Origin of the sequence: Paenibacillus sp. FSL H7-0716, assembly GCF_038002705.1 — a bacterium.
Lineage (GTDB): Bacteria > Bacillota > Bacilli > Paenibacillales > Paenibacillaceae > Paenibacillus_AQ > Paenibacillus_AQ odorifer.
This window is the reverse complement of record NZ_JBBODA010000029.1, coordinates 34,604-53,904: the sequence shown is the minus strand read 5'-3', so window position 1 is coordinate 53,904 and position 19,301 is coordinate 34,604. Positions and strand designations below refer to the sequence as shown.

At 44.4% G+C, this 19,301-nt stretch carries 12 protein-coding genes; 2 read left to right on the top strand and 10 right to left on the bottom strand.

The genetic code is table 11. The features are described from left to right. Positions 1-4: 4 nt before the first annotated feature. Positions 5-1,750, bottom strand: a complete 1,746-nt coding sequence (locus tag MHH60_RS26125; protein WP_076134062.1) for an extracellular solute-binding protein — start codon at positions 1,748-1,750, stop codon at positions 5-7. 405 nt (positions 1,751-2,155) lie between these two features. Further along, on the bottom strand, positions 2,156-3,109 hold the full coding sequence (locus MHH60_RS26120) for a glycoside hydrolase family 43 protein (RefSeq protein ID WP_076134061.1): 954 nt from the start codon (positions 3,107-3,109) through the stop codon (positions 2,156-2,158). Positions 3,110-3,603: 494 nt separating this feature from the next. Here MHH60_RS26120 and ilvD point away from each other — a divergent pair, with 494 nt between their 5' ends. Next, positions 3,604-5,289, top strand: a complete 1,686-nt coding sequence (gene ilvD / locus MHH60_RS26115) for a dihydroxy-acid dehydratase (protein ID WP_076134060.1) — start codon at positions 3,604-3,606, stop codon at positions 5,287-5,289. A 178-nt stretch (positions 5,290-5,467) separates the two neighbouring features. Here the strand turns inward: ilvD and MHH60_RS26110 are convergent, their stop codons facing one another. Further along, the gene (locus MHH60_RS26110; protein ID WP_076134059.1) at positions 5,468-6,868 is read right to left on the bottom strand and encodes a polysaccharide deacetylase family protein; all 1,401 of its coding nucleotides are present in this window, start codon (positions 6,866-6,868) and stop codon (positions 5,468-5,470) included. Between the two features lie 209 nt (positions 6,869-7,077). On the opposite strand from MHH60_RS26110, the gene MHH60_RS26105 reads away from it, so the two are divergent. Next, positions 7,078-8,271 (top strand): AI-2E family transporter, encoded by a 1,194-nt coding sequence (locus tag MHH60_RS26105; protein ID WP_076134058.1) that lies wholly within the window; start codon positions 7,078-7,080, stop codon positions 8,269-8,271. Here MHH60_RS26105 and MHH60_RS26100 read toward each other — a convergent pair. From MHH60_RS26100 to MHH60_RS26070, 7 genes are all read right to left on the bottom strand, one after another. Further along, a complete protein-coding gene (locus MHH60_RS26100) occupies positions 8,229-10,040 on the bottom strand; it encodes a peptidoglycan D,D-transpeptidase FtsI family protein (RefSeq protein ID WP_370511175.1) in 1,812 nt (603 codons plus the stop codon). The two genes, MHH60_RS26105 and MHH60_RS26100, sit on opposite strands and share 43 nt — an antisense overlap. A gap of 170 nt (positions 10,041-10,210) precedes the next feature. Further along, positions 10,211-12,283: a methyl-accepting chemotaxis protein gene (locus MHH60_RS26095; RefSeq protein ID WP_081388895.1), complete on the bottom strand. Its 2,073-nt coding sequence runs from the start codon at positions 12,281-12,283 to the stop codon at positions 10,211-10,213. A gap of 47 nt (positions 12,284-12,330) precedes the next feature. Beyond that, on the bottom strand, positions 12,331-13,293 hold the full coding sequence (locus tag MHH60_RS26090; RefSeq protein ID WP_111503121.1) for an acetylxylan esterase: 963 nt from the start codon (positions 13,291-13,293) through the stop codon (positions 12,331-12,333). Positions 13,294-14,731: 1,438 nt separating this feature from the next. Next, complete coding sequence (locus MHH60_RS26085; protein ID WP_036675546.1) at positions 14,732-15,763, bottom strand: glycoside hydrolase family 130 protein; 1,032 nt, start codon at positions 15,761-15,763, stop codon at positions 14,732-14,734. 76 nt (positions 15,764-15,839) lie between these two features. Beyond that, positions 15,840-16,673 carry a carbohydrate ABC transporter permease gene (locus MHH60_RS26080; protein WP_076126321.1) on the bottom strand — a complete coding sequence of 278 codons (834 nt, stop codon included), beginning with the start codon at positions 16,671-16,673 and terminating at the stop codon, positions 15,840-15,842. Between the two features lie 3 nt (positions 16,674-16,676). Then, the gene (locus MHH60_RS26075; protein ID WP_036675555.1) at positions 16,677-17,558 is read right to left on the bottom strand and encodes a carbohydrate ABC transporter permease; all 882 of its coding nucleotides are present in this window, start codon (positions 17,556-17,558) and stop codon (positions 16,677-16,679) included. Positions 17,559-17,694: 136 nt separating this feature from the next. After that, on the bottom strand, positions 17,695-19,062 hold the full coding sequence (locus MHH60_RS26070) for an ABC transporter substrate-binding protein (protein WP_076134055.1): 1,368 nt from the start codon (positions 19,060-19,062) through the stop codon (positions 17,695-17,697). Between the last annotated feature and the right edge of the window lie 239 nt (positions 19,063-19,301).

Below are 19,301 nucleotides of genomic sequence, written 5' to 3'. Positions count from 1 at the left end.
CCACCTATCGTTTGTTATATCGATCTAAGGCTGCCTGATGGATACTCAAAAACTCTTCCAGTCCCATGCTCTGAGCTTCTTTCAAGAATTTATCATAGGCATCTACCGGCAGGTCTCCCATTATGATTTTTGCAAAATACTCTCCGCGCAGTGTCGACAGCTGGTTTCCAAGCTCGGCTTCCCGCGAAGCTTCATCCTTGGTAAAGGAAATAGGTGGCATAGCCATACTGGTGTCCATATTTTCTGTCCAATTCTTGCGAATGTCTCCCGAATAACTTCCTTTGGCAGCGATCAGCGGGTTGGAATGATGCTCATCCCGGATATCCGGCCAGTTGTGCATCCGGTATTTCCATAAGGTTGTCGATACGGGCTGACCTTCAGGGTCTTTAAAGATATAACTGTTCTCTGGATAATAAGGCATTCCCGTCTCATCAATCAGGTGGACCGTTCCGTATTCACCAAAGTTAATCAATTCCCAGCCCTTTTTACTGTAATTAAAATCAAGCCAAGCCATTGCCGCTTCTACATTTTTGCTTTGCGTGGTGATCGCAGCTTCGATCCCCGCTCTTTTGAAATTTTTGTACGTGGTTGCGGACTTATCTCCTTTGTTCAGAACCGGGTTCAGTGCTCCCACAAAGTCGATACCGCTTTGCTCTTTCCAATAACTCCACATCGTATCCGGAGAGTCCATCATCATCGCGGTATCTCCCGAAATGGCACTCGCCATTCTCTGGTTAAAGTCTGCTGTTGCCCAGTCCGGGTTCAATAATCCTTCTTTGTTCCATTGCTGCATGGTGGTCAAATATTCCTTAGCTTTCGGCTGTGCTGGCCCCCAAGCCACTTTGCCATTCTCATCAAGGAATGTCCAATCCCATACTCCATATGCGCCATTTATGATGCCGGTAAAAATCTGGCCGTAAGTAGAGCCGTAATTAAGTGGTGCTTTGTATCCGACTTCCTTTGCTTTTGTCAGGAAGGTATGCCATTCATCAATCGTATTTGGAACTTCAAGCCCTGTTTTATCCAGCGCCTCTTGCTTAATCAACGTTCCAAACCAAGTCCACTCTGAATATGGGGCGATGCCATAAAAACCGAGCAGCTTGCCGTCATCCGTGACCGTGGTTTTTCTTCTTGATTCATCCGAATTGCGCCACTTCGTATAGTTCGGAGCATTTTTCTCCATCAGATCTGTCAGATCGATATAAGCGCCGTCATTTACCCCCGCTTCAAAACCTCCCGGATAACGTCCCGGCTCAATGATAATGTCAGGCAGTTCACCGGAGGAGATCATCAGCGTGAAGGCATCCGCTTCCTGGCCGATTGGCGGCGTGATGAAGTTTACTTTGATTCCCGTTAATTGCTCCACCTGCTTCTGGACAGCATGATTGTTCATATCCGGAATATTGGAATTCGCAGGCATCCATACATCCAGAACCACATCACCTTTAACAGGATAAGCTGAGTAATCATTTGGAATGACTTCATCGAAGACGTCGCCGAGGTATGTATCATTCAAGGAATGATTAACTTCGTCGATTTGCTCTTGCGTTGGGGCTGTATTGCCACGTATGTCTGCGCTGATATCTGTAAACTCAATTTGGTCTTTGGCTGTGCTCTCGTTCTCTTTGTTGTTGGAGCCACCGTTATCAGCCCCATTGTTTGCACTGTTGCCACTACATGCTGTTACAGTCGAAATGATCAGTATCAACACAAATAAAAGACTAAAAAAACGCTTTGCATTGTTCTTCATACTTAACCTCCCACTATAAAATATTTGCCACAACGCCTTAAGCAAATCCAAAGCTTGGAACCACGCTCCTTTTTGCCCTGTAGATAACTCCCCTTGATTAATACAGTTTTTCTGTATCTCAGATCGAATTATAAGCATCCAAAATCCATATGTCAACGCTTTCATACAATAATTTTGTAATCTTACGATCTTTTCTCAAACAAATATATGACTACACCAACTACAAACCTATTAAAAAAACGTACTACACATCCTGTATTTTGGCGAAAAACCCCTTATAACACAGGCGTTTTTCGTCAATTATTATCGAAAGCGAATAAAAATATCTGCATTACATGAAAAGGCCATTCATTACAGTTTTTCTGTAATGAATGGCCTTTTCAATCTTGTTTTTCTGTTTTATTCTTATTCTCCCGACGGTACGGTCTGAGCAAGCGTATCCCTACAAGGAACCCCAAAATCCGGTGTCCCATCCACCTTCCACCCAAATTTCTGGATACGGGTTGCTCGCAAAGACACATCCGCTCCAGCGGAAGGAAGCGCATGATAGACTATCCAATCTTCCTTGCCATCAGGAGATCGTGTGAAGCTATTGTGCCCCGTGGCAAAAATCCCGTTCTCTACACTTTTGCAAAATACAGGCGACATTGATTTTTCCCATGACAGCGGTTGCAAAGGATCTGCCGCTTCGCTCATGGTGAGCATCCCTAGTGCATAATCCTCAGACCAAGTCGTACTTGCCGAATAAACCATGAAAATACGATTGTTGCGCCGCAAAATTACCGGACCTTCGTTAATCGCCATGCCACCTTGCTTCTCCCATGACAGAGTTGGAGCGGTAAGCAGGTGATGCTCCCCTTCCAAGGTCCAAGGATTACTCATTCGCATAATGTAAATAGCCGACCCATAATCAGGGAAATGACCATATCCCGCATACAGAAAGTACAGCTGATCCCGCAAAGACATTACTGTTCCATCCAACCCTGGGACAGGTGTCTGCAAAGCACCTCTCCATACCCACTGCCCTTCCAGCGGGTTTGCCTCTTCATTCTCCAGCACGCAAATCCGTCGTGAATCGTCGCCTCCTCCGTCATTCGCAGTGTAGTAAATGTACCATTTGTTGTCCAAATGATGAATTTCCGGCGCCCACAGATTGTAACTGTAGCTGCCCCCCGGTTCGGGAGACCAGATCACTTTCTTGTCGCCCTCCGCAAGGCCGGTCAAGGTTCTAGATCTCGTCAGCTCCAGACATTTAGCTTTTGTGGCCATAAAGTAATAATAGCCATCGGTATGTTTGAATACCCATGGGTCTCCTGAGCTTGCTACAATTGGATTTAAAAAAGTTGTACGCTGTGACATTCCCTTTCCCTCCTTAGCTTTTCATCCCCGTAAAAACGATCCACCGCGGCGATAATAATAGGCGAATCCCAATTTTCCAGCACCTCCCATAAAATAGTAACTCCCATCATACTCAGCTCTCCTAAAGTTGTCTAGAGTGGAAAATAGATACATCCGGGCCCTGATCCATTTTCCAAATAAAGCACTTTCCTTTCGAAAATGAGCTTTTCCTCCACTTCCCACGCTTTGCGTCAATCGACAAACTTCACATTGTCCGGTAGAAAAAACGTGCTCTTTGTGATAGACTCACTAATAACAATGACTTCTCCGTTCATTTTAGGCGGTAACTGTTTATACCAAAACAGCGGCTTTTTTTATAGAAACGGCATCGCTTTTCTTTTTGAGGAAGCAGGTCCCCGTTCTTTCTATAAACCGTATATACGCAGGTCTTTGGAGTTCATTGCGTTAATGCGACACTATATTTGATTGAAATTCATTTAGGGGGGAATGTCATTATGGCAGCCAAGAAAATGCGTTCAGACATGATTAAAAAAGGCTTTGACCGTGCTCCACACCGTAGTCTCCTGAGAGCAGCCGGAGTAAAAGAAGAAGATTTCGGAAAGCCGTTTATTGCGGTCTGCAATTCCTATATTGATATTGTTCCAGGGCATGTGCATTTGCAAGAGTTCGGAAAAATCGTTAAGGAAGCGATTCGCGAAGCTGGTGGCGTTCCTTTTGAATTCAATACGATCGGCGTAGATGACGGGATTGCTATGGGACATATCGGCATGCGTTATTCACTGCCAAGCCGCGAGATCATCGCTGACGCCTTGGAAACTGTAGTTTCCGCGCATTGGTTCGATGGCATGGTCTGCATCCCTAACTGTGATAAAATTACACCGGGCATGATGATGGGCGCACTGCGTGTTAACATCCCAACCATGTTCGTAAGCGGCGGCCCAATGAAAGCCGGCGTAGATAGTAAAGGTAAAAAGCTCTCTCTGACCTCGGTATTTGAAGGCGTTGGTGCTCACCAAGTCGGCAAAATCAACGATGCAGAGCTGCTTGAATTAGAACAATTTGGTTGTCCAACCTGTGGATCTTGTTCCGGAATGTTCACTGCCAACTCTATGAACTGCCTTGCCGAAGCACTTGGACTGGCACTGCCAGGTAACGGTACGATTCTGGCTGTTGCTGATGAGCGTAGAGAATTTGTTCGCAAATCCGCAACACAACTGATGGAATTGATTAAGCTGGATCTTAAACCAAGAGATATCGTAACTAAAGAATCCCTGGATAACGCTTTTGCGCTGGATATGGCAATGGGTGGTTCTACTAACACAGTGCTGCACACCCTTGCACTAGCTCAAGAAGCAGGTATCGATTATCCGCTTGAACGCATTAACGAAGTTGCAAACCGTGTTCCATATCTGGCTAAGCTGGCTCCAGCTTCCGATATCTTTATCGAAGATGTGGACCGTGCGGGCGGCGTTAGTGCCGTATTGAATGAACTGCTGAAGAAACCAGGTGCTCTGTTCGGGGAATGTATGACCGTTACCGGCAAAACATTAGCCGAGAACGTAATCGGACACGAGATCCAAGATACTTCCGTAATTCATACTATCGACAACCCTTACTCCGAAAGAGGCGGTCTTGCCGTACTTTACGGAAACTTGGCTCCAGAGGGTTCTATCATCAAGGTTGGTGCCGTTGATGCTTCAGTAGGCGGATATCATAAAGGTCCTGCGATCTGCTTTGATTCCCAAGAAGCTGCACTGGAAGGTATTGCGAACGGTAAAGTTAAAGAGGGTCATGTAGTCGTTATCCGTTACGAAGGTCCTAAGGGCGGACCAGGAATGCCGGAAATGCTGGCGCCTACTTCACAAATCGTGGGTATGGGTCTGGGTGCTAAGGTCGGTCTGATTACAGACGGTCGTTTCTCCGGGGCTTCCCGCGGAATCAGTATCGGTCATATCTCTCCAGAAGCAGCTGAAGGCGGTCCGATCGCTTTTGTTGAGGATGGAGATATCATTGAGCTGGATCTCAACAACCGGAAGATTGAATTGCTGGTTGAAGAAGAAGTATTAGCAGTTCGTCGTACAGGATGGAAAGAATTCGAACCTAAAGTTAAAACTGGTTACCTGGCTCGTTACTCCAAAATGGTTACCAACGCAAGTAACGGCGCTGTGCTGAAGATCTAATCTCTTTAGCAGAAAAGAATATTAAAACAAGCAAGAGCAGTCCCACCTAAGTATTTTTACTGGCGGGCTGCTCTTTTTTTAAATTATCCCAACAAAAAAATGTCCCACAACCCATCGCTGGATTGTAGAACATCTCTTTACATGTCCACTGGAAAATATTTATCAATAAGATCATGAATCAATTTGTTACTGTCGCACCTGGCATTTCTACATCCGCAACCGAATCATTAAGTGACAACGATTCTTCCTGTTGCGATTTGCGTTTTTTTGCAGTTTTAGGATGATGAGGCAGCTGTTGATTCATCTTTTTGAGCAGCTCTGAGACAGGCATCAGGATAAGCTTCGGCACAAGGACCTCGCTCCGTTCTTTAAGCCTTGCCCCACCTGCTGGATGAATCACACTTAACAGGATCCTTAAGTAAAATTTGGAGGAACGTGCGAATAAGCCATCCGGTAAATCACGTACGGTAAAGCCGAATTTCTCCGGTCCCCGGTTAATCATGCTGACTCCGTAAAGCGCTTTGGCTTCTGCAAGATCCACATCTTTGGCAATGATCTCAGCAAGAATGGGCAGATCCTTTTCCATTCTGCGGATCATTCGAATCGCTAGTTGAGCGGAAGAACGTGAATGAATTCCTAATTCGAACAACTGTTTATTATCGATGTGCAGCTCAATGACTTTGTCACCTTTACGCAGCAGTGCTCCACCCTCGAGTTCAACCGGTTCGCCCTGATATTTCCGCATCCGATAATGCAGGAAAGGATCTGACGGAGTAATCGTTTGGAGATGAAAAAGAGCTTGAAATACCTGTTCCCAAGCTAACCAAAGTCCTACAAGCACCCGTTTACCAAAAGATAAGCGCCGGATAGGTGACGTCTCAGCCATCTTAATCATTTCGTCAATCCGAATGCTGCGGAGTCCCCGTTTACGGGCTTCCTCCAGTGTCTGCTCAAGAGCCACAAGCATATTCCCTGGAGCATCCGCATCTGCACCCAGCGTTGTGCCGCTATCATGCAACAACATCACTTCCCCGGGATTCAGACGGGCCAGCATCTTCTCAGTAAGTTTTTCGGCACCGAGCTTCTCGCGCCAATCGCCAAACATTGCCGACCAAAGCACAATTTCAACTTGGCGTCGTTTAGAAATATCAAATAAATTGACAATGCCCCAAGGTGGACGGTAATACGTACTGCGTTCGCCAATAATATTATAAATAATATCATTCGTACGTTGAATCTGCCGGCGGACGGTTGCTGGCCGCATGAGCCAGTTCGTCTTGTGAACATAATTATGAATTCCGATGAGATGTCCCTCATCATGGATACGCTGAATAAGATCAGGATAACGTTCAGCATTAGAGCCTACTACAAAAAAGGTTGCTTTTGCATCATACCTCTTCAGTAATTCCAGCAGTAATGGTGTAAATCGAGGATCAGGTCCATCATCGAAGGTCAGTGCGAATTCATTCCGCCCAGTTCCTTTACGAAAGACACGGTAACCAAAAATCCGGCTGATCATACCAGGGATAAAAGCATAAAATGATGAGATGTAAAATAACCAGAGCAGCAAAGTCTGCATATTAATTCCCCGCTTTTCCAGAGTTGACTTTGGCTCGCCTAATGTCTGCAAGCAGAACCTGTGAAACGGCCAAGTGAAGTAGAATAAAAAAAACGTTACCCCCTATTTTAACACATGTATCAAAGAAATAGACGCTTTTAAAGTAAAATCATGTACAATGTAATCAACCTGGCGTATCCACTTATAAAAAAAGGGAGTTGTTTATATCTATGCTGCCGTTATACAAAAAATATTGGCGCACATTTTTTGACATCGGATTAATTGTCCTCACGGTTTATCTAATCATGTTCTCCTTTAGTAAACTGTATCAGTTAGCTGCACCTGTATTCCTGTCTTTTTTTGTATTTTTACTAATCGAACCCCTGGCCCGTTTCTTGAACCGTCGTGGTCTTGGTAAACCTTTTGCCTCCGCCATCTCAGTGCTGCTCTTTCTGATTGTGCTGTTAGGTACTTTATTTGGTGCCGGTCTACTGATTACGATCCAGGCCCTTCACTTCCAAGAGAACCTACCTAAATATACATATGTGGTGCAGCAGCATTTTGTGGAGACCACGACCTACCTGCAGCAAAAAATAGATAACTTACCACCCGATATTACGAACAAGGTCAATGGATACTTTAAAGATGCCACGAATGTCCTAACAGGATGGCTGATTACTTTTCTAAAATATATGGTTGGGATTCTAGGCTCTTTCTCCACCTTCATGGCCAATTTCGGGATAGCCATCATTTTAGCATTTTTCCTCAGCATGGAGATCAAAGATTGGCGTAAAATCGCGCATGACAAAATGCCAAAAACTTTTAAGAATGCCTTCGCCTTTCTACAAGGCAATGTATTCAAAGCCATCGGTTCCTATTTAAAAGCACAACTTATTCTGATCAGCATTACTTTTGCCATAGTTCTAGTCGGCTTATTTATTCTGCGAACTGGCAACGAAATCACAATGGCATTAGTCTGCGCGGTATTTGATGTTTTGCCGCTTCTTGGCGTGACGACAATTTTAGTCCCTTGGATCATCTATTTGTTCATCGTGGGCAATACTTCACTGGCTATCGGATTAATTATCCTCCTTGCCATTGTACTAATTGTTAGGCAATTGCTTGAGCCGAAGATTACCGGGAATTCGATTGGCGTATCCTCAGCCTTCCTTATGCTGTCGTTCGTCATTCTGTCCACATCTGCTTTCGGTATGGCTGGTCTGATCCTGTCGCCGATTCTGCTTATTCTGATAAAAGAACTGATTCAACAAGGGTATCTTCAGAGCTGGATCTATCTTCCGCAAGAGGAATTTATCGTTTCGCCCTTTGCAGCTAACGGTCCAGCTTCCAATCAGACCAGCTCTGCGCCACCACCTGAACCTCAAGCTCCAGAGGGAACCGATGATAATAAATCCAATACCTGACCGAACAGCTTAACGGCTAGATGAGAGCTGTCCGGAGCAACGTTCTCAACCGCTACCGACACAGCATATCTGGGATGATCCACCGGTCCATAGCCGATAAACCATTGATTGTTACGCGGCATACCCTTAACAAGAATTTGTGCCGTACCTGATTTCCCGGCAACCGGCCATTTCGTGCTCTGCAGACTTGTGCCGGTTCCATCCGTAACTACTTTACGCATCCAGGACAGCAGCTGGCGGGCTGTAGATTCTGTGATCCTCCCGGCAGTTGAAGGGGAAAGATGACCCGGCAGATCCTCTAGCTTTTGCCCATTTGCAAAGGTTACACGCTGGAGAATTCTTGGCGCTCTCACTTCCCCGCCATGCAGTAACGTCACCACCAGGTTCGCTGCCTGAAGTGGTGTCACTTGCACATCTCGCTGCCCAATGGCCGTCTGCACTCTGGCGCCTGGATCATCCGGCAGCAAAGAAGTAAAGATCGTCCCCTTCTGCTCACCGGCTAATGGCTTAAGAACTGGAAAACCAAGCGTATTCTCCGCTTGCCAGCTAATATCTCTTCCGAGCCCCAGCGCGAGTGCTGTCGCTTGAAGCTGCGCCCCACTCAAACGCTCTGCCAGCGCAGCAAATACAGTATTACAGGACATGGCGAACCCTTGCGCCAACGTGAGGGGACCATGTCCTTTTCCTTTTAGACAAGACAATCCATATTTCTCATATTGCCCTGAACAATAGAAGAGCTCATCCGCTGAGGTGACCCCGGCTTCTAGTGCTGCTGCTGCTGTGACAATTTTGAAAATTGATCCAGGTACGGCAGCCTGCAACGCCCGGTTATTCCACTCTCCCCCTTCAGGGGATATCTTCTCTGGGTCGTAAAAAGGTAAAGATACCATGGCTTCAATATCTCCCGTTCCGGTGTCTAATACCACCACGGCTCCTTCCTTCATTCCAGCTTTGACAGCTAACTCCTCTATTTGTTCCTGAAGCTTTTTATCAATTGTTGTATATAAAGACAGCGGATAATACGGATTGCCCGGGGCTCGCACTTGAATGTGACTGCCCGGGACACGTTGCCCGCGCGCATCAACCTGAGCATATGCCTCTGTATGCCCTACACCTCGAAGCAACGGCTCCAGGGTCTTTTCTAACCCGTCCGTTCCTGTCATCGGAATTCTCAGCCCCGATGGCGATGCCTTCCCACCAGTGTTTGGGACCGCTTCCGATAAATATCCAAGCCACTGCCGTCCAGTTGCGTTCCCATCATATCTGCGAGCAAAAGGAAGCACGCCTACGCCGTCGATCCCCAATGCACTCACTTCTTCCGCTTGTGCGGAGGTAAGTGCGAGCGGTCCTTTTCCCACTGAGGATGGCCAAAGCAATGGTTCCTTAAGGGAAGAGCGCTTGTTTAGCAATTGCTCATAACTCACTCCAAGGATAGCTGCCAATCGGTGCATGGACTCAGCTTCTTCGTATACGACCTGTGTCACGGTATTCTTAGTCTTCGCCTCTTGAGGAAAAAAAGCAGCCGTCCAAATGGTTTCCCCGGCAAGGGGTTCACTCTTTCGGTCATACAGGCGCCCCCGCCCAGTGTCCAATACAGTTTCCCGTTCGCTTTGAATTTCTGCCATCTTTGCAAGTGTATAATTCGTTCCAGGGACCGTCTGTTCCTTCATAAACAGTTGAATCCACGCCAGCCTAAGGACCAACACGGCTACTACTGAACATAAAATAATCAGTCCGCCGAGTATACGTCTGTGGACATTATTGTGCAATCCCATTCCTCCTGACTGACGTTCATAGCCTTTATTATGTCCCACCGGCTGGATTATTTACACTCATGCTTAGTTAGCTAATTTATAGCCTTTTGAATAGCACAAAGACCAGTCCCAAATAATTAGAGAATGGTCTTTGTGTTAAAATTATTTACTTAGGTTATAAAAAGTTACAAATTAAACTTGGACAGTTTTTCTTGCAACTGCCGTGACGCATGCTCAAGCTGCTCAGACAGCTCCACTAAATGATCACTCACACTTTGTTGCTCCCCGCTAAGCGAAGCCACTTCTTGAGAAGCTGCTGATGATTCTTCTGCAATGGAGCTGATATTGCCCATCGAATTTGACAGCACCTTTTGGGATTGGCTCAAGCTATCCATCGATAAAGCAACAGATTCCAAACGTGTAATAAAATGACGCATCTGATCCTGTACAGATACGAAGATATCGCTAGTGCTCTCCACTGAAGTCACCTGCTGATTAAAAAGAGGGGCTACTTCCGAGAGAACACCTACGGTCTCGTTCATATCCTTCATAATAGTGTCCGTTATATTAGCCACCACAGCAATGGATTCTTTGGACTGATCTGCAAGCTGGCGAATTTCATCGGCCACTACCATAAATCCCCGGCCGGACTCCCCGGCCCTTGCCGCTTCTATCGTTGCATTTAGAGACAAAATATTCGTCTGCTGTGTAATATTCTGCATAACATCAAGCACCTTCATCACTGATGATGTGGTGTCTTGCAGCTCATTCACTTTCAGCACAAGCTTATTCGTCATATCACCCGTCTTATTGGTTTTGCCAAGCAGCTCTTTTAACTCATTAAAACCTTCTTCACTAAGCACGCCGATACTATGTGCGGTATGATCCATCTCATGCGTAGCTGAGTTCACTTTGTTCATTTGCACCGAAATTTGCCCCGTAAGCTCGTTGCCCTGGTCCGCCTCCAACGCTAGGCTGCCTGAACCTCCGGCAATTTCTTCTGTTGCAGCGGCAATCTCTTTAGCTGCCATCGCTGTCTTACGCGATACTCTACTAAGCTCATCGGCAGTTTCCATTACCTTCCGAGCGGTTTCATTAGTATGGATTACCAGTTCTGTAATCCGTTCCATCATCCTATTAAAGGATCCCGACAACTGACCAATTTCATCTCGTGAGGTAATATCCGTGCGTACTCCAAGATTTCCATCTGCCCCCTTAGACATTAGATCTTTAAGTCGGGTCAAGGGTTTAGATACCATTCTGTACATCCAGTAACCAATTAGAATGGCGACAATAGCAGCCACCGCAACAATAATATATGTAGTTTTTAGAATACGAAGGGCGTCTTTCGTAAGATTCTCAGCCGGAACAACACCAAGCAATCTCCAGCCGGAGCTTTCCATCGTCCCGTACACAGCCAGAATGGATTTTCCTTTCTCATCCTTCGTTGGCAATGACCCAGCCTCATGCTCCAAACCATGAAGAAGGGTCCCTCCCAGACTGAGATAAGTATCTGTTCCCACTTGCTGGGACGATGCGATCAATTCATCCTTATCCGTCAGCAATTGCATGTAAGAGCTGGGTCCGAGATCAACTTTACGAAGCTGATTTTCTAATTCACTAATTCTAATATCACAGATAATTATGTATCCCGGGCTTTGTGTATCCCCAGCTATCGATTGTGCCAAATGAAACATACCCGAAGTATTTCCGGCTTGCCCCTGTTCTGTTCGGGGAATCCACAATGTTTGCGGTTGCTCCTCAAGCTGCTTGAACCATGAGGACTCCCTGAATCCCTTGATAAAAGCGCTGTTTTTTGATCCCGCTGACGAAGTGGGGACTTTCTGGTTCATCGGGATGAGGTATACAGCTTCTACCCCCTTTGATGCGGTCAACCAGGCATTTAGTTCGGCGCTAATCTGGTTGGACTGCAAATTACGTTCCTCATTACTTGTAGTGGGATTATTCCCTTGTTTGAGTGCATCCTGAATCTCATTGTTGTAAAGAATTCTTCCTAGGCCATCCTCATAACGCAATAATTCAACATCAAACTTCTCTGCAGCTTGGACGACTGTCTGTTGATTGGCTGACAGCGCATTATTCTCGATCGTTTGCTCAGCTACGGAATAGGAAATGTAGCCAAGTGAGAGAACGAGCACCATTGTTGAGATGAAGAAGATGAGAAAAAGCCGCACCCCAATCGATTTGGCAGGGTGCAGCTGGAAATGCGCCTTTTCTTTTTTTACTTGCGACTTCATCAATTGTTCACCACCGTTGTCTTCAGTTATGCCTGCTGGCTTATCTCTTACAAGGTCATGAACAATTCCAACGCCCGATCGGCAAGATATGGTAAATACTCATGACCGTACTCATAATAAACCATAAGCTCTTTGGACGCTAGTATTTTATTGTATGCGGCAAATTGAGTTGAAGGTGGACAAATCGTATCGGATAACCCGGTAACCCACAGTACTTTAGCCTGAATTCTTTCCGCAAGATTCTGAATATCGATATACCCGAGCCTATTAAAAATCTCATCCTCACGCAAATGATGGGGATCAAAAAACCGGAAATAATAGTTGATCTCCTCATAAGCGGAGGTGGTAATATCCAGTTCCCAAGCACGTTTATAATCTGAAAGGAAGGGATACACAGGCAAGGCTATTTTTAAGCGTGGCTCTAATGCTGCACAAGCGACAGTAAGCGCTCCACCTTGAGATAGTCCAAAGGCACCTACACGCTCAGGATCAACTTCATCCATAGACATCAGAACTCGGGCAGTCTGTGCCGTATCCAAAAACACATTGCGATAATAGAGGTTATCTGGATTAGGATCATCCATCCCTCGAATGATATGTCCACGTATCGTGGTGCCCTTTACGGTAAGATTATCTTCGGAGAGGCCGCCCTGTCCGCGACAATCCATCGCCAGGACGCTAATCCCGTGAGCAGCATAAGCCACCTTCTCCATCCAATCCCCGCTGTCACAGGAGTATCCATGGAACATCACTACACCGGGGCCTTTTTTATGTACATTGTTCTTCGGTCTTACATATTTGCAATGGATTCTTGCACCGCCAACTCCTGTAAAATACAAATGAAAACATTCCGCAAGTTCACTGACAAACTCCGCCGGCTCCAGCTCATAATCCAGCGGCTGTGCATCCAGATCACGTAATGCCCGCTCCCAAAATTGCTCGAAATCATCCGGCTTTGGACTACTTCCGTTATATTCCTTTAACTGTGACAAATTCATGTCGCTTCCCAAAATATTGTTCCTCCTTAAGTTATGTAACGATATTGTTCGGTGGCTGTTCGTAACCGTGAAGCATCGTTATAGTTACTATGCTAGATAGAAACGTAAAACCCAATATGGGTTTTACGTTGATGTATGGATATTTGCGATGAGATAGTGGGATGAAATAGTGAGATGAGATAGTGAGATGGGATAGTGAGATGGGGTAGTTGCGTTTTCTGCGACTGAGTAGTTTAATTGCAGCTCCGAGGCTGGATAGTTGCACTTTGTGCAGCTATTACAGCTGAATATGTGTGTCTTCCCTCTTAGTTGCACTTTGTACAACTAAAAAACAGTAAAAGGAGCTTTTGGAGGTTACTTGGCTTATATAGTTGCACGAAGTGCAATTATATCGCCTAGTAACCAAAGAAATGTTAGTTTAAGTGCACAGAGTGCAACTATTTACGTCGGAGTCTTAGAGTAACTAAGCAACAGAGTAGCAGAATCACCAACAGAGCCACATTCACCACTCACTCGCTGCTTGCCTATTACCTTCACAACTAATCATATTCTACGTGCCTATAACCTTCTTTTTACCTCTACAACCACTCACATTCCACTTATCAGCTATCTTCTTATTACCTCCACAACTAATCACACTCCACGTACCTACTACCTTCTTATTACCTCTACAACCACTCACATTCCACTTACACGCTACCTTCCTATTGCCTTCACAACACCCACATTTCCATTTTTCCTATTAACTTCTTTATAATCGGCACAGTAACAGCTTCTGGCTGGATAGTTGCACTTTGTGCAGCTATTACAGCTGAAATATATTTGTTTCTAATCTTAGTTGCACTTTGTACAACTAAAAAACGGCAAAAGGAGCTTTTGGAGGTTACTTGGCTTATATAGTTGCACGAAGTGCAATTATATCGCTTAGCACCTTAGGTATAGTTAGTTTAAGTGCACATAGTGCAACTATTTACGTCAGAGCCATAGAGTTGCACTTTGTGCAGCTATTACAGCTGAAATATATGTGTTTCTAATCTTAGTTGCACTTTGTACAACTAAAAAACGATAAAAGGAGCTTTTGGAGGTTACTTGGCTTATATAGTTGCACGAAGTGCAATTATATCGCCTAGTAACCAAAGAAATGTTAGTTTAAGTGCACAGAGTGCAACTATTTACGTCTGAGCCATAAAGTAACTAAACAACAAAGTGACAGAATCGCCAACAGAGCCGAATCCCCCCCTCGCCTGCTACTTATCTATTACAGGCGATAATGTGTCGTTCGGTTGTACATTCTGCAACAGAACACGGAGGTCGCACAAGGCAACCTCCGCACTGAGCACACACAACAACATTCAACACACCAAACCCAACACACTTCTTTCGAACTCTACGCTAAGCAATTCTCCGGAACTCTAGCAAGCTCCCTGCAAATATAGGTCATTAAGTCCAATTAGATTTTGCCTAAACCTGCATCATCGCCAACCTCTTCATGGGTTTCGATGACATAGTTGACGATTTCATTAACCGTTGTATAAGCAACGCCTACATAAGTATCAGCAGCGCCATAATAGATGGCGATACGGCCGGTTTCTGCATCATGCAGAGTAGCACATGGGAACAGGACGTTATTCACAAAACCTCTTTCCTCGTACCATTCTTCTGGCGTTAATACAAAGTTCTTCGAGCGATATTTTACTTTCGAGGGCTCATTGATGTCCAAAATAACCGCTCCCATACTATACACAAGACCGTTGCACGTTCCAGTTACGCCATGGTAGAACATCAACCATCCTTCAGTAGTTTCAATCGGGGCTGGTCCGCCACCAATTTTGACACTTTGCCACCAACCTTGACCACCCTTGGTCATTACATGGCGGTGTTTTCCCCAATATACGAAGTCAGGGCTCTCACTAAGGAATACATCACCAAATGGCGTATGGCCACTGTCACTTGGACGGGACAACATCACGAAGTTATTGTTGATTTTTCTAGGGAACAGTACGCCGTTCCGGTTGAATGGCAGGAATGGGTTTTCCAAGCTGATAAATGTTTTGAAATCTTGTGTTTTTGCTACCCCAATAGCAGCTCCGTAGAAATCTGTACACCAGATAATATAAAATGTATCTTCAACCTTTACCAGACGCGGATCGTAAGCATAACGCGGCTGATAAGGATTACCTTCTTCATCTATAAATCGGATCGGCTCGTCATCGATTTTCCAATCCAAACCATCCACACTATGTCCCATACGCAGATGCGGACGAGTAGTGTTATCTTCTACACGAAATACACCAATAAAACTGCCTTCATACGCAGCAACCGCACTATTGAAAATACGGGCTACACCTTTTGCAGGATTTCTTTTGATAACCGGGTTATCATTATGTCTCCAAATCGGATTCTCGTAGCCAGCAGGCTTTTCTTGCCAAGGCATGTTCGGGATGTTAATTGCACTTGCTCCAACCAATTTTACTTCACTCATTAGTTTTCCCTCCAAATGTATGCAACTTTTCAGTATGTTATTTTATCTAGTACTGTTATTAAATTTACTATTGAGCTCACTTTACAGAACCTTGTGAAAAACCATTGTAGATATATTTTTGCAAGGCGGTAAACACAACCAATGTAGGTATAATTGCGATCATAATCGCTGCACATATTACTTCCCACTGCGATCCATATGGGCCTTTAAACTTAAAGAGTGCTGTGGAGATCGTTTGCAGATCTGTTTTCGGCATATAAAGGAAAGGGGTGTAAAAATCGTTATAAATATTAACACCCTTCACAATCACAACAGTTACAATCGCTGGCTTCAACAGTGGCAAAATAATTCTCCAATAAATCGTCCAATACGAAGCTCCGTCCAGCATCGCAGATTCATCCAGTGACTCGGAGATCGAATCCAAAAACTGCATGAAGATATAAACAGCGATAATATCCGTGCCCAAGTACATAACAATTGGTGCCCATCTGGTATTAAATAATCCCAAGTGATTGATGATTTGGAAAGTAGCCACTTGTGTAGTTACGCCTGGAATCAGGGTAGCAATCAGGAACATACTAATTAGGATCTTACTGCCTTTAAATTTGAAGCGCGATAAAATATAAGCCATCATCGAACCCGTCAACGTAGCACCCGCAATAGAAATCACAACGATAATGACAGTATTTTTAAAACCGAGCAGCATTTTCCCGTCTACAAAAGCCTTAGTGTAGTTGGAGAAATTCAACCAATTCTCTGGCAGCGTTAACGGTCCGGTAGAAGCATATTCGGCTCCGGTCTTTAATGAAGCGAAAAACACGACCACGATAGGTATCAAAGCTACAAGTGCTCCCAAAATCAAGGTGAGATATTTGAATATACTAGCAGTGGTATATTTTACAGAATGCATAGTTTATTTCTCCTCCTTGATCAGAACGCGCTGCAAAATAGTAACTATAATAACAATACCCAGCAATACCACGGCCATCGCCGATGCCAAACCAACCTTGCTGTATTTGAAAGCTACATCGACCGTCTGAATTACGAATGTACTACTTCCGTTAGATCCGCCTGTCATGACGTATGGAATTTCGAATACCCCAATAGCGCCACTAACCGCAAGAATCAAGTTCAATTGCAGAATTCGTTTAATGCTTGGCAAAATAATATGCATAAACTGATGCCATCTGTTTGCACCGTCAATTTCAGCGGCCTCATAGATATCCTTACCAATAGAAGAAATAGCTCCGAGGAAAATCAGGAAGTTCATTCCCATGTATCTCCACAGTGACGCACCTGCGAGCGAGAAGTTAATCAAATTAGGATTTAGAAGCCACTTCTGCTGCAGACTGCCAAGCCCAATCAGATTGAGAATTGTATCTAACGTTCCATCTGGTTTGAAAAAGAACAGGAAGATAAAACCGATTGCTACACCGTTTAGCAAGGTTGGGAAGAACAAAATCCCTTTAAACAAGTTTTTCATGCGAACACTAAAGCTCAAGATGGTTGCAAAATACAAGGCAAGTGCCATCTGAATAAAGGTGGTAAAGAAATAATACAAACTGACCTTAAACACAGAAAAATACTCAGGTTTCGTAAAAATGGTCTTGTAGTTTTCTAAACCGACATATTCCATATTTTTGCTCAATCCATTCCAACTGGTGAAGCTGTACCGAAACATACTGATGACTGGATAATAAGCGAATGTGAGCAGCAACAATATCGGCACTAATGAGAATAAAATGATGATAGCGATTCTTTGATTTTTATAGCTCAAATTTGAAAACTTAAACACCCGATACACCTCCAGAAAAAGCATCCTTAATTATTTAAGACTCGTTTAAATGTGAAGGGGGAAATGCTTGTTAGCATATCCCCTCCCACATTCACTACCGCCTAACCGCCTATAGCATCTAAGAAGCTTATAGTTGTTACTGTGCTGTGACTTTAGCGCGAGCGGCTTTCCACTTGTCGTTCAGGTCTTTCATGATGTCATCATAGGATTCTTTTCTGTTACCAATCGCTGCTTCAATAATCCGTTTCTTGAAGTCTGGCTGCCAAGCACCGATCTCAGCTTGTTTGTCGATTTCATCAGACCAGCCTTCTTCACCAGCTTTAGCAGGAGCAAGAGTATCAAAGGTTACATCTGTACCTTCATATTGTTTCAGGATTTCTGGAAGCTCTGCACCGATAGCCGGGCTCATACCGCCGCCTTCAGTTGTAGGGTAGTTAGATTCGTTGATGAACCAATCCACCCAAGCTCTAGCAGCTTCTTTGTTTTTACTGTGCACGCTGACACCCAGATTGTAGTCACCAGCAAGCGGCACAAGGATTTTATCCGCATTGGTTGGGAAAGGCATAAATCCAACATCGTCTGGATTTGTAGCCAGGCCTTTGATTTGGCCAATTGCCCAAGATCCAAGCACCATAGTCCCAATTTTACCGTTGGCCAGGTCAGCTTTGGAAGATTCCCAGTCTGTTGTAGTTGGATCTTCTTCAATCAAACCTTTTTGTGCTGCATCGTACAGAATTTTGTACAGTTCATAGTGTGGTTGACCCGCTACATAGTTGTCGTCGCTAGCCACTTGAGCAATGTTCACATAATCACGGTCACCAGCTACTGTAGCCAGATCCGCTTCCCATTGTGTCAATGTCCAGCCTGCTGCATAATTTGTGTAAAGAGGAACAGCTTGTGTTTTGTCTTTAATAGTCTGCAGGGCAGTCAAGAATTGTTCAGGGGTTTTGGGAACCTCTGTAATTCCGGCATCTTTGAAGACTTGTTTGTTATAGATAATCCCGTTAAAGTTGATAGTCATCGGAATACCATAGGCAACTCCGTCTACTGCACGTTCTTCCAACCCTGTGTATTGTTTGCTCATTTCTTCGAGCTTGCCAAGTGGTTCGAAGAAATCAGGAATATCTTTTACAGCTATGCTAGTAGGTAACAAAAGAACGTCGCCATAATCACTAGTGCTCATACGAATTTTAATTTGGTCTTCGTAAGTAGCTAGCGCTTCAAAGTTCACCTTTACATCAGGATATTTCTCATTGAATTTAGCCGCATACTCTTTGAATACGGTATCAACAATATCTGTTCTTTGGGTTATGACTGTGATATCCCCTTTGATATCCTTAGCTGCTGTACCATCAGCTGGAGCAGTTGCCTCTGCTGAAGAACCATTGTTTCCTGTGTTTTTAGCAGCTTCATTGTTAGTGTTGTTGTTTGAGGAACAACCGCTAAACAATCCCGCCACAAGCGTTAGTGCCATCAAGCCCATCATTGTTTTGCCTTTTTTCATGCTGTTACGACCCCTCTCTTCAATTCAACTCTAGTTTTAGGTAAATAACAAAAATAATAACTTTTATCATCACTCATAACTTGAAAGAGTAGCCATTAATACCGGATTATCTGAATTACTCTTGAAAACAAGTGATGATATCGCTTACAAACCCATTATAAATCTATTTTTGACGCAAAACGATGGTTTCAATTGCTTTTTCTGGTCTTGTATTTGTTATTTTTGTTTTACTTATAATA

Bases quoted from the DNA above. Each gene is read 5' to 3' on its own strand.
- MHH60_RS26125 (WP_076134062.1), bottom strand. From the start codon at position 1,750: ATGAAGAACAATGCAAAGCGTTTTTTTAGTCTTTTATTTGTGTTGATA.
- MHH60_RS26120 (WP_076134061.1), bottom strand. From the start codon at position 3,109: ATGTCACAGCGTACAACTTTTTTAAATCCAATTGTAGCAAGCTCAGGA.
- ilvD (WP_076134060.1), top strand. From the start codon at position 3,604: ATGGCAGCCAAGAAAATGCGTTCAGACATGATTAAAAAAGGCTTTGAC.
- MHH60_RS26110 (WP_076134059.1), bottom strand. From the start codon at position 6,868: ATGCAGACTTTGCTGCTCTGGTTATTTTACATCTCATCATTTTATGCT.
- MHH60_RS26105 (WP_076134058.1), top strand. From the start codon at position 7,078: ATGCTGCCGTTATACAAAAAATATTGGCGCACATTTTTTGACATCGGA.
- MHH60_RS26095 (WP_081388895.1), bottom strand. From the start codon at position 12,283: ATGAAGTCGCAAGTAAAAAAAGAAAAGGCGCATTTCCAGCTGCACCCT.
- MHH60_RS26085 (WP_036675546.1), bottom strand. From the start codon at position 15,763: ATGAGTGAAGTAAAATTGGTTGGAGCAAGTGCAATTAACATCCCGAAC.
- MHH60_RS26080 (WP_076126321.1), bottom strand. From the start codon at position 16,673: ATGCATTCTGTAAAATATACCACTGCTAGTATATTCAAATATCTCACC.
- MHH60_RS26070 (WP_076134055.1), bottom strand. From the start codon at position 19,062: ATGAAAAAAGGCAAAACAATGATGGGCTTGATGGCACTAACGCTTGTG.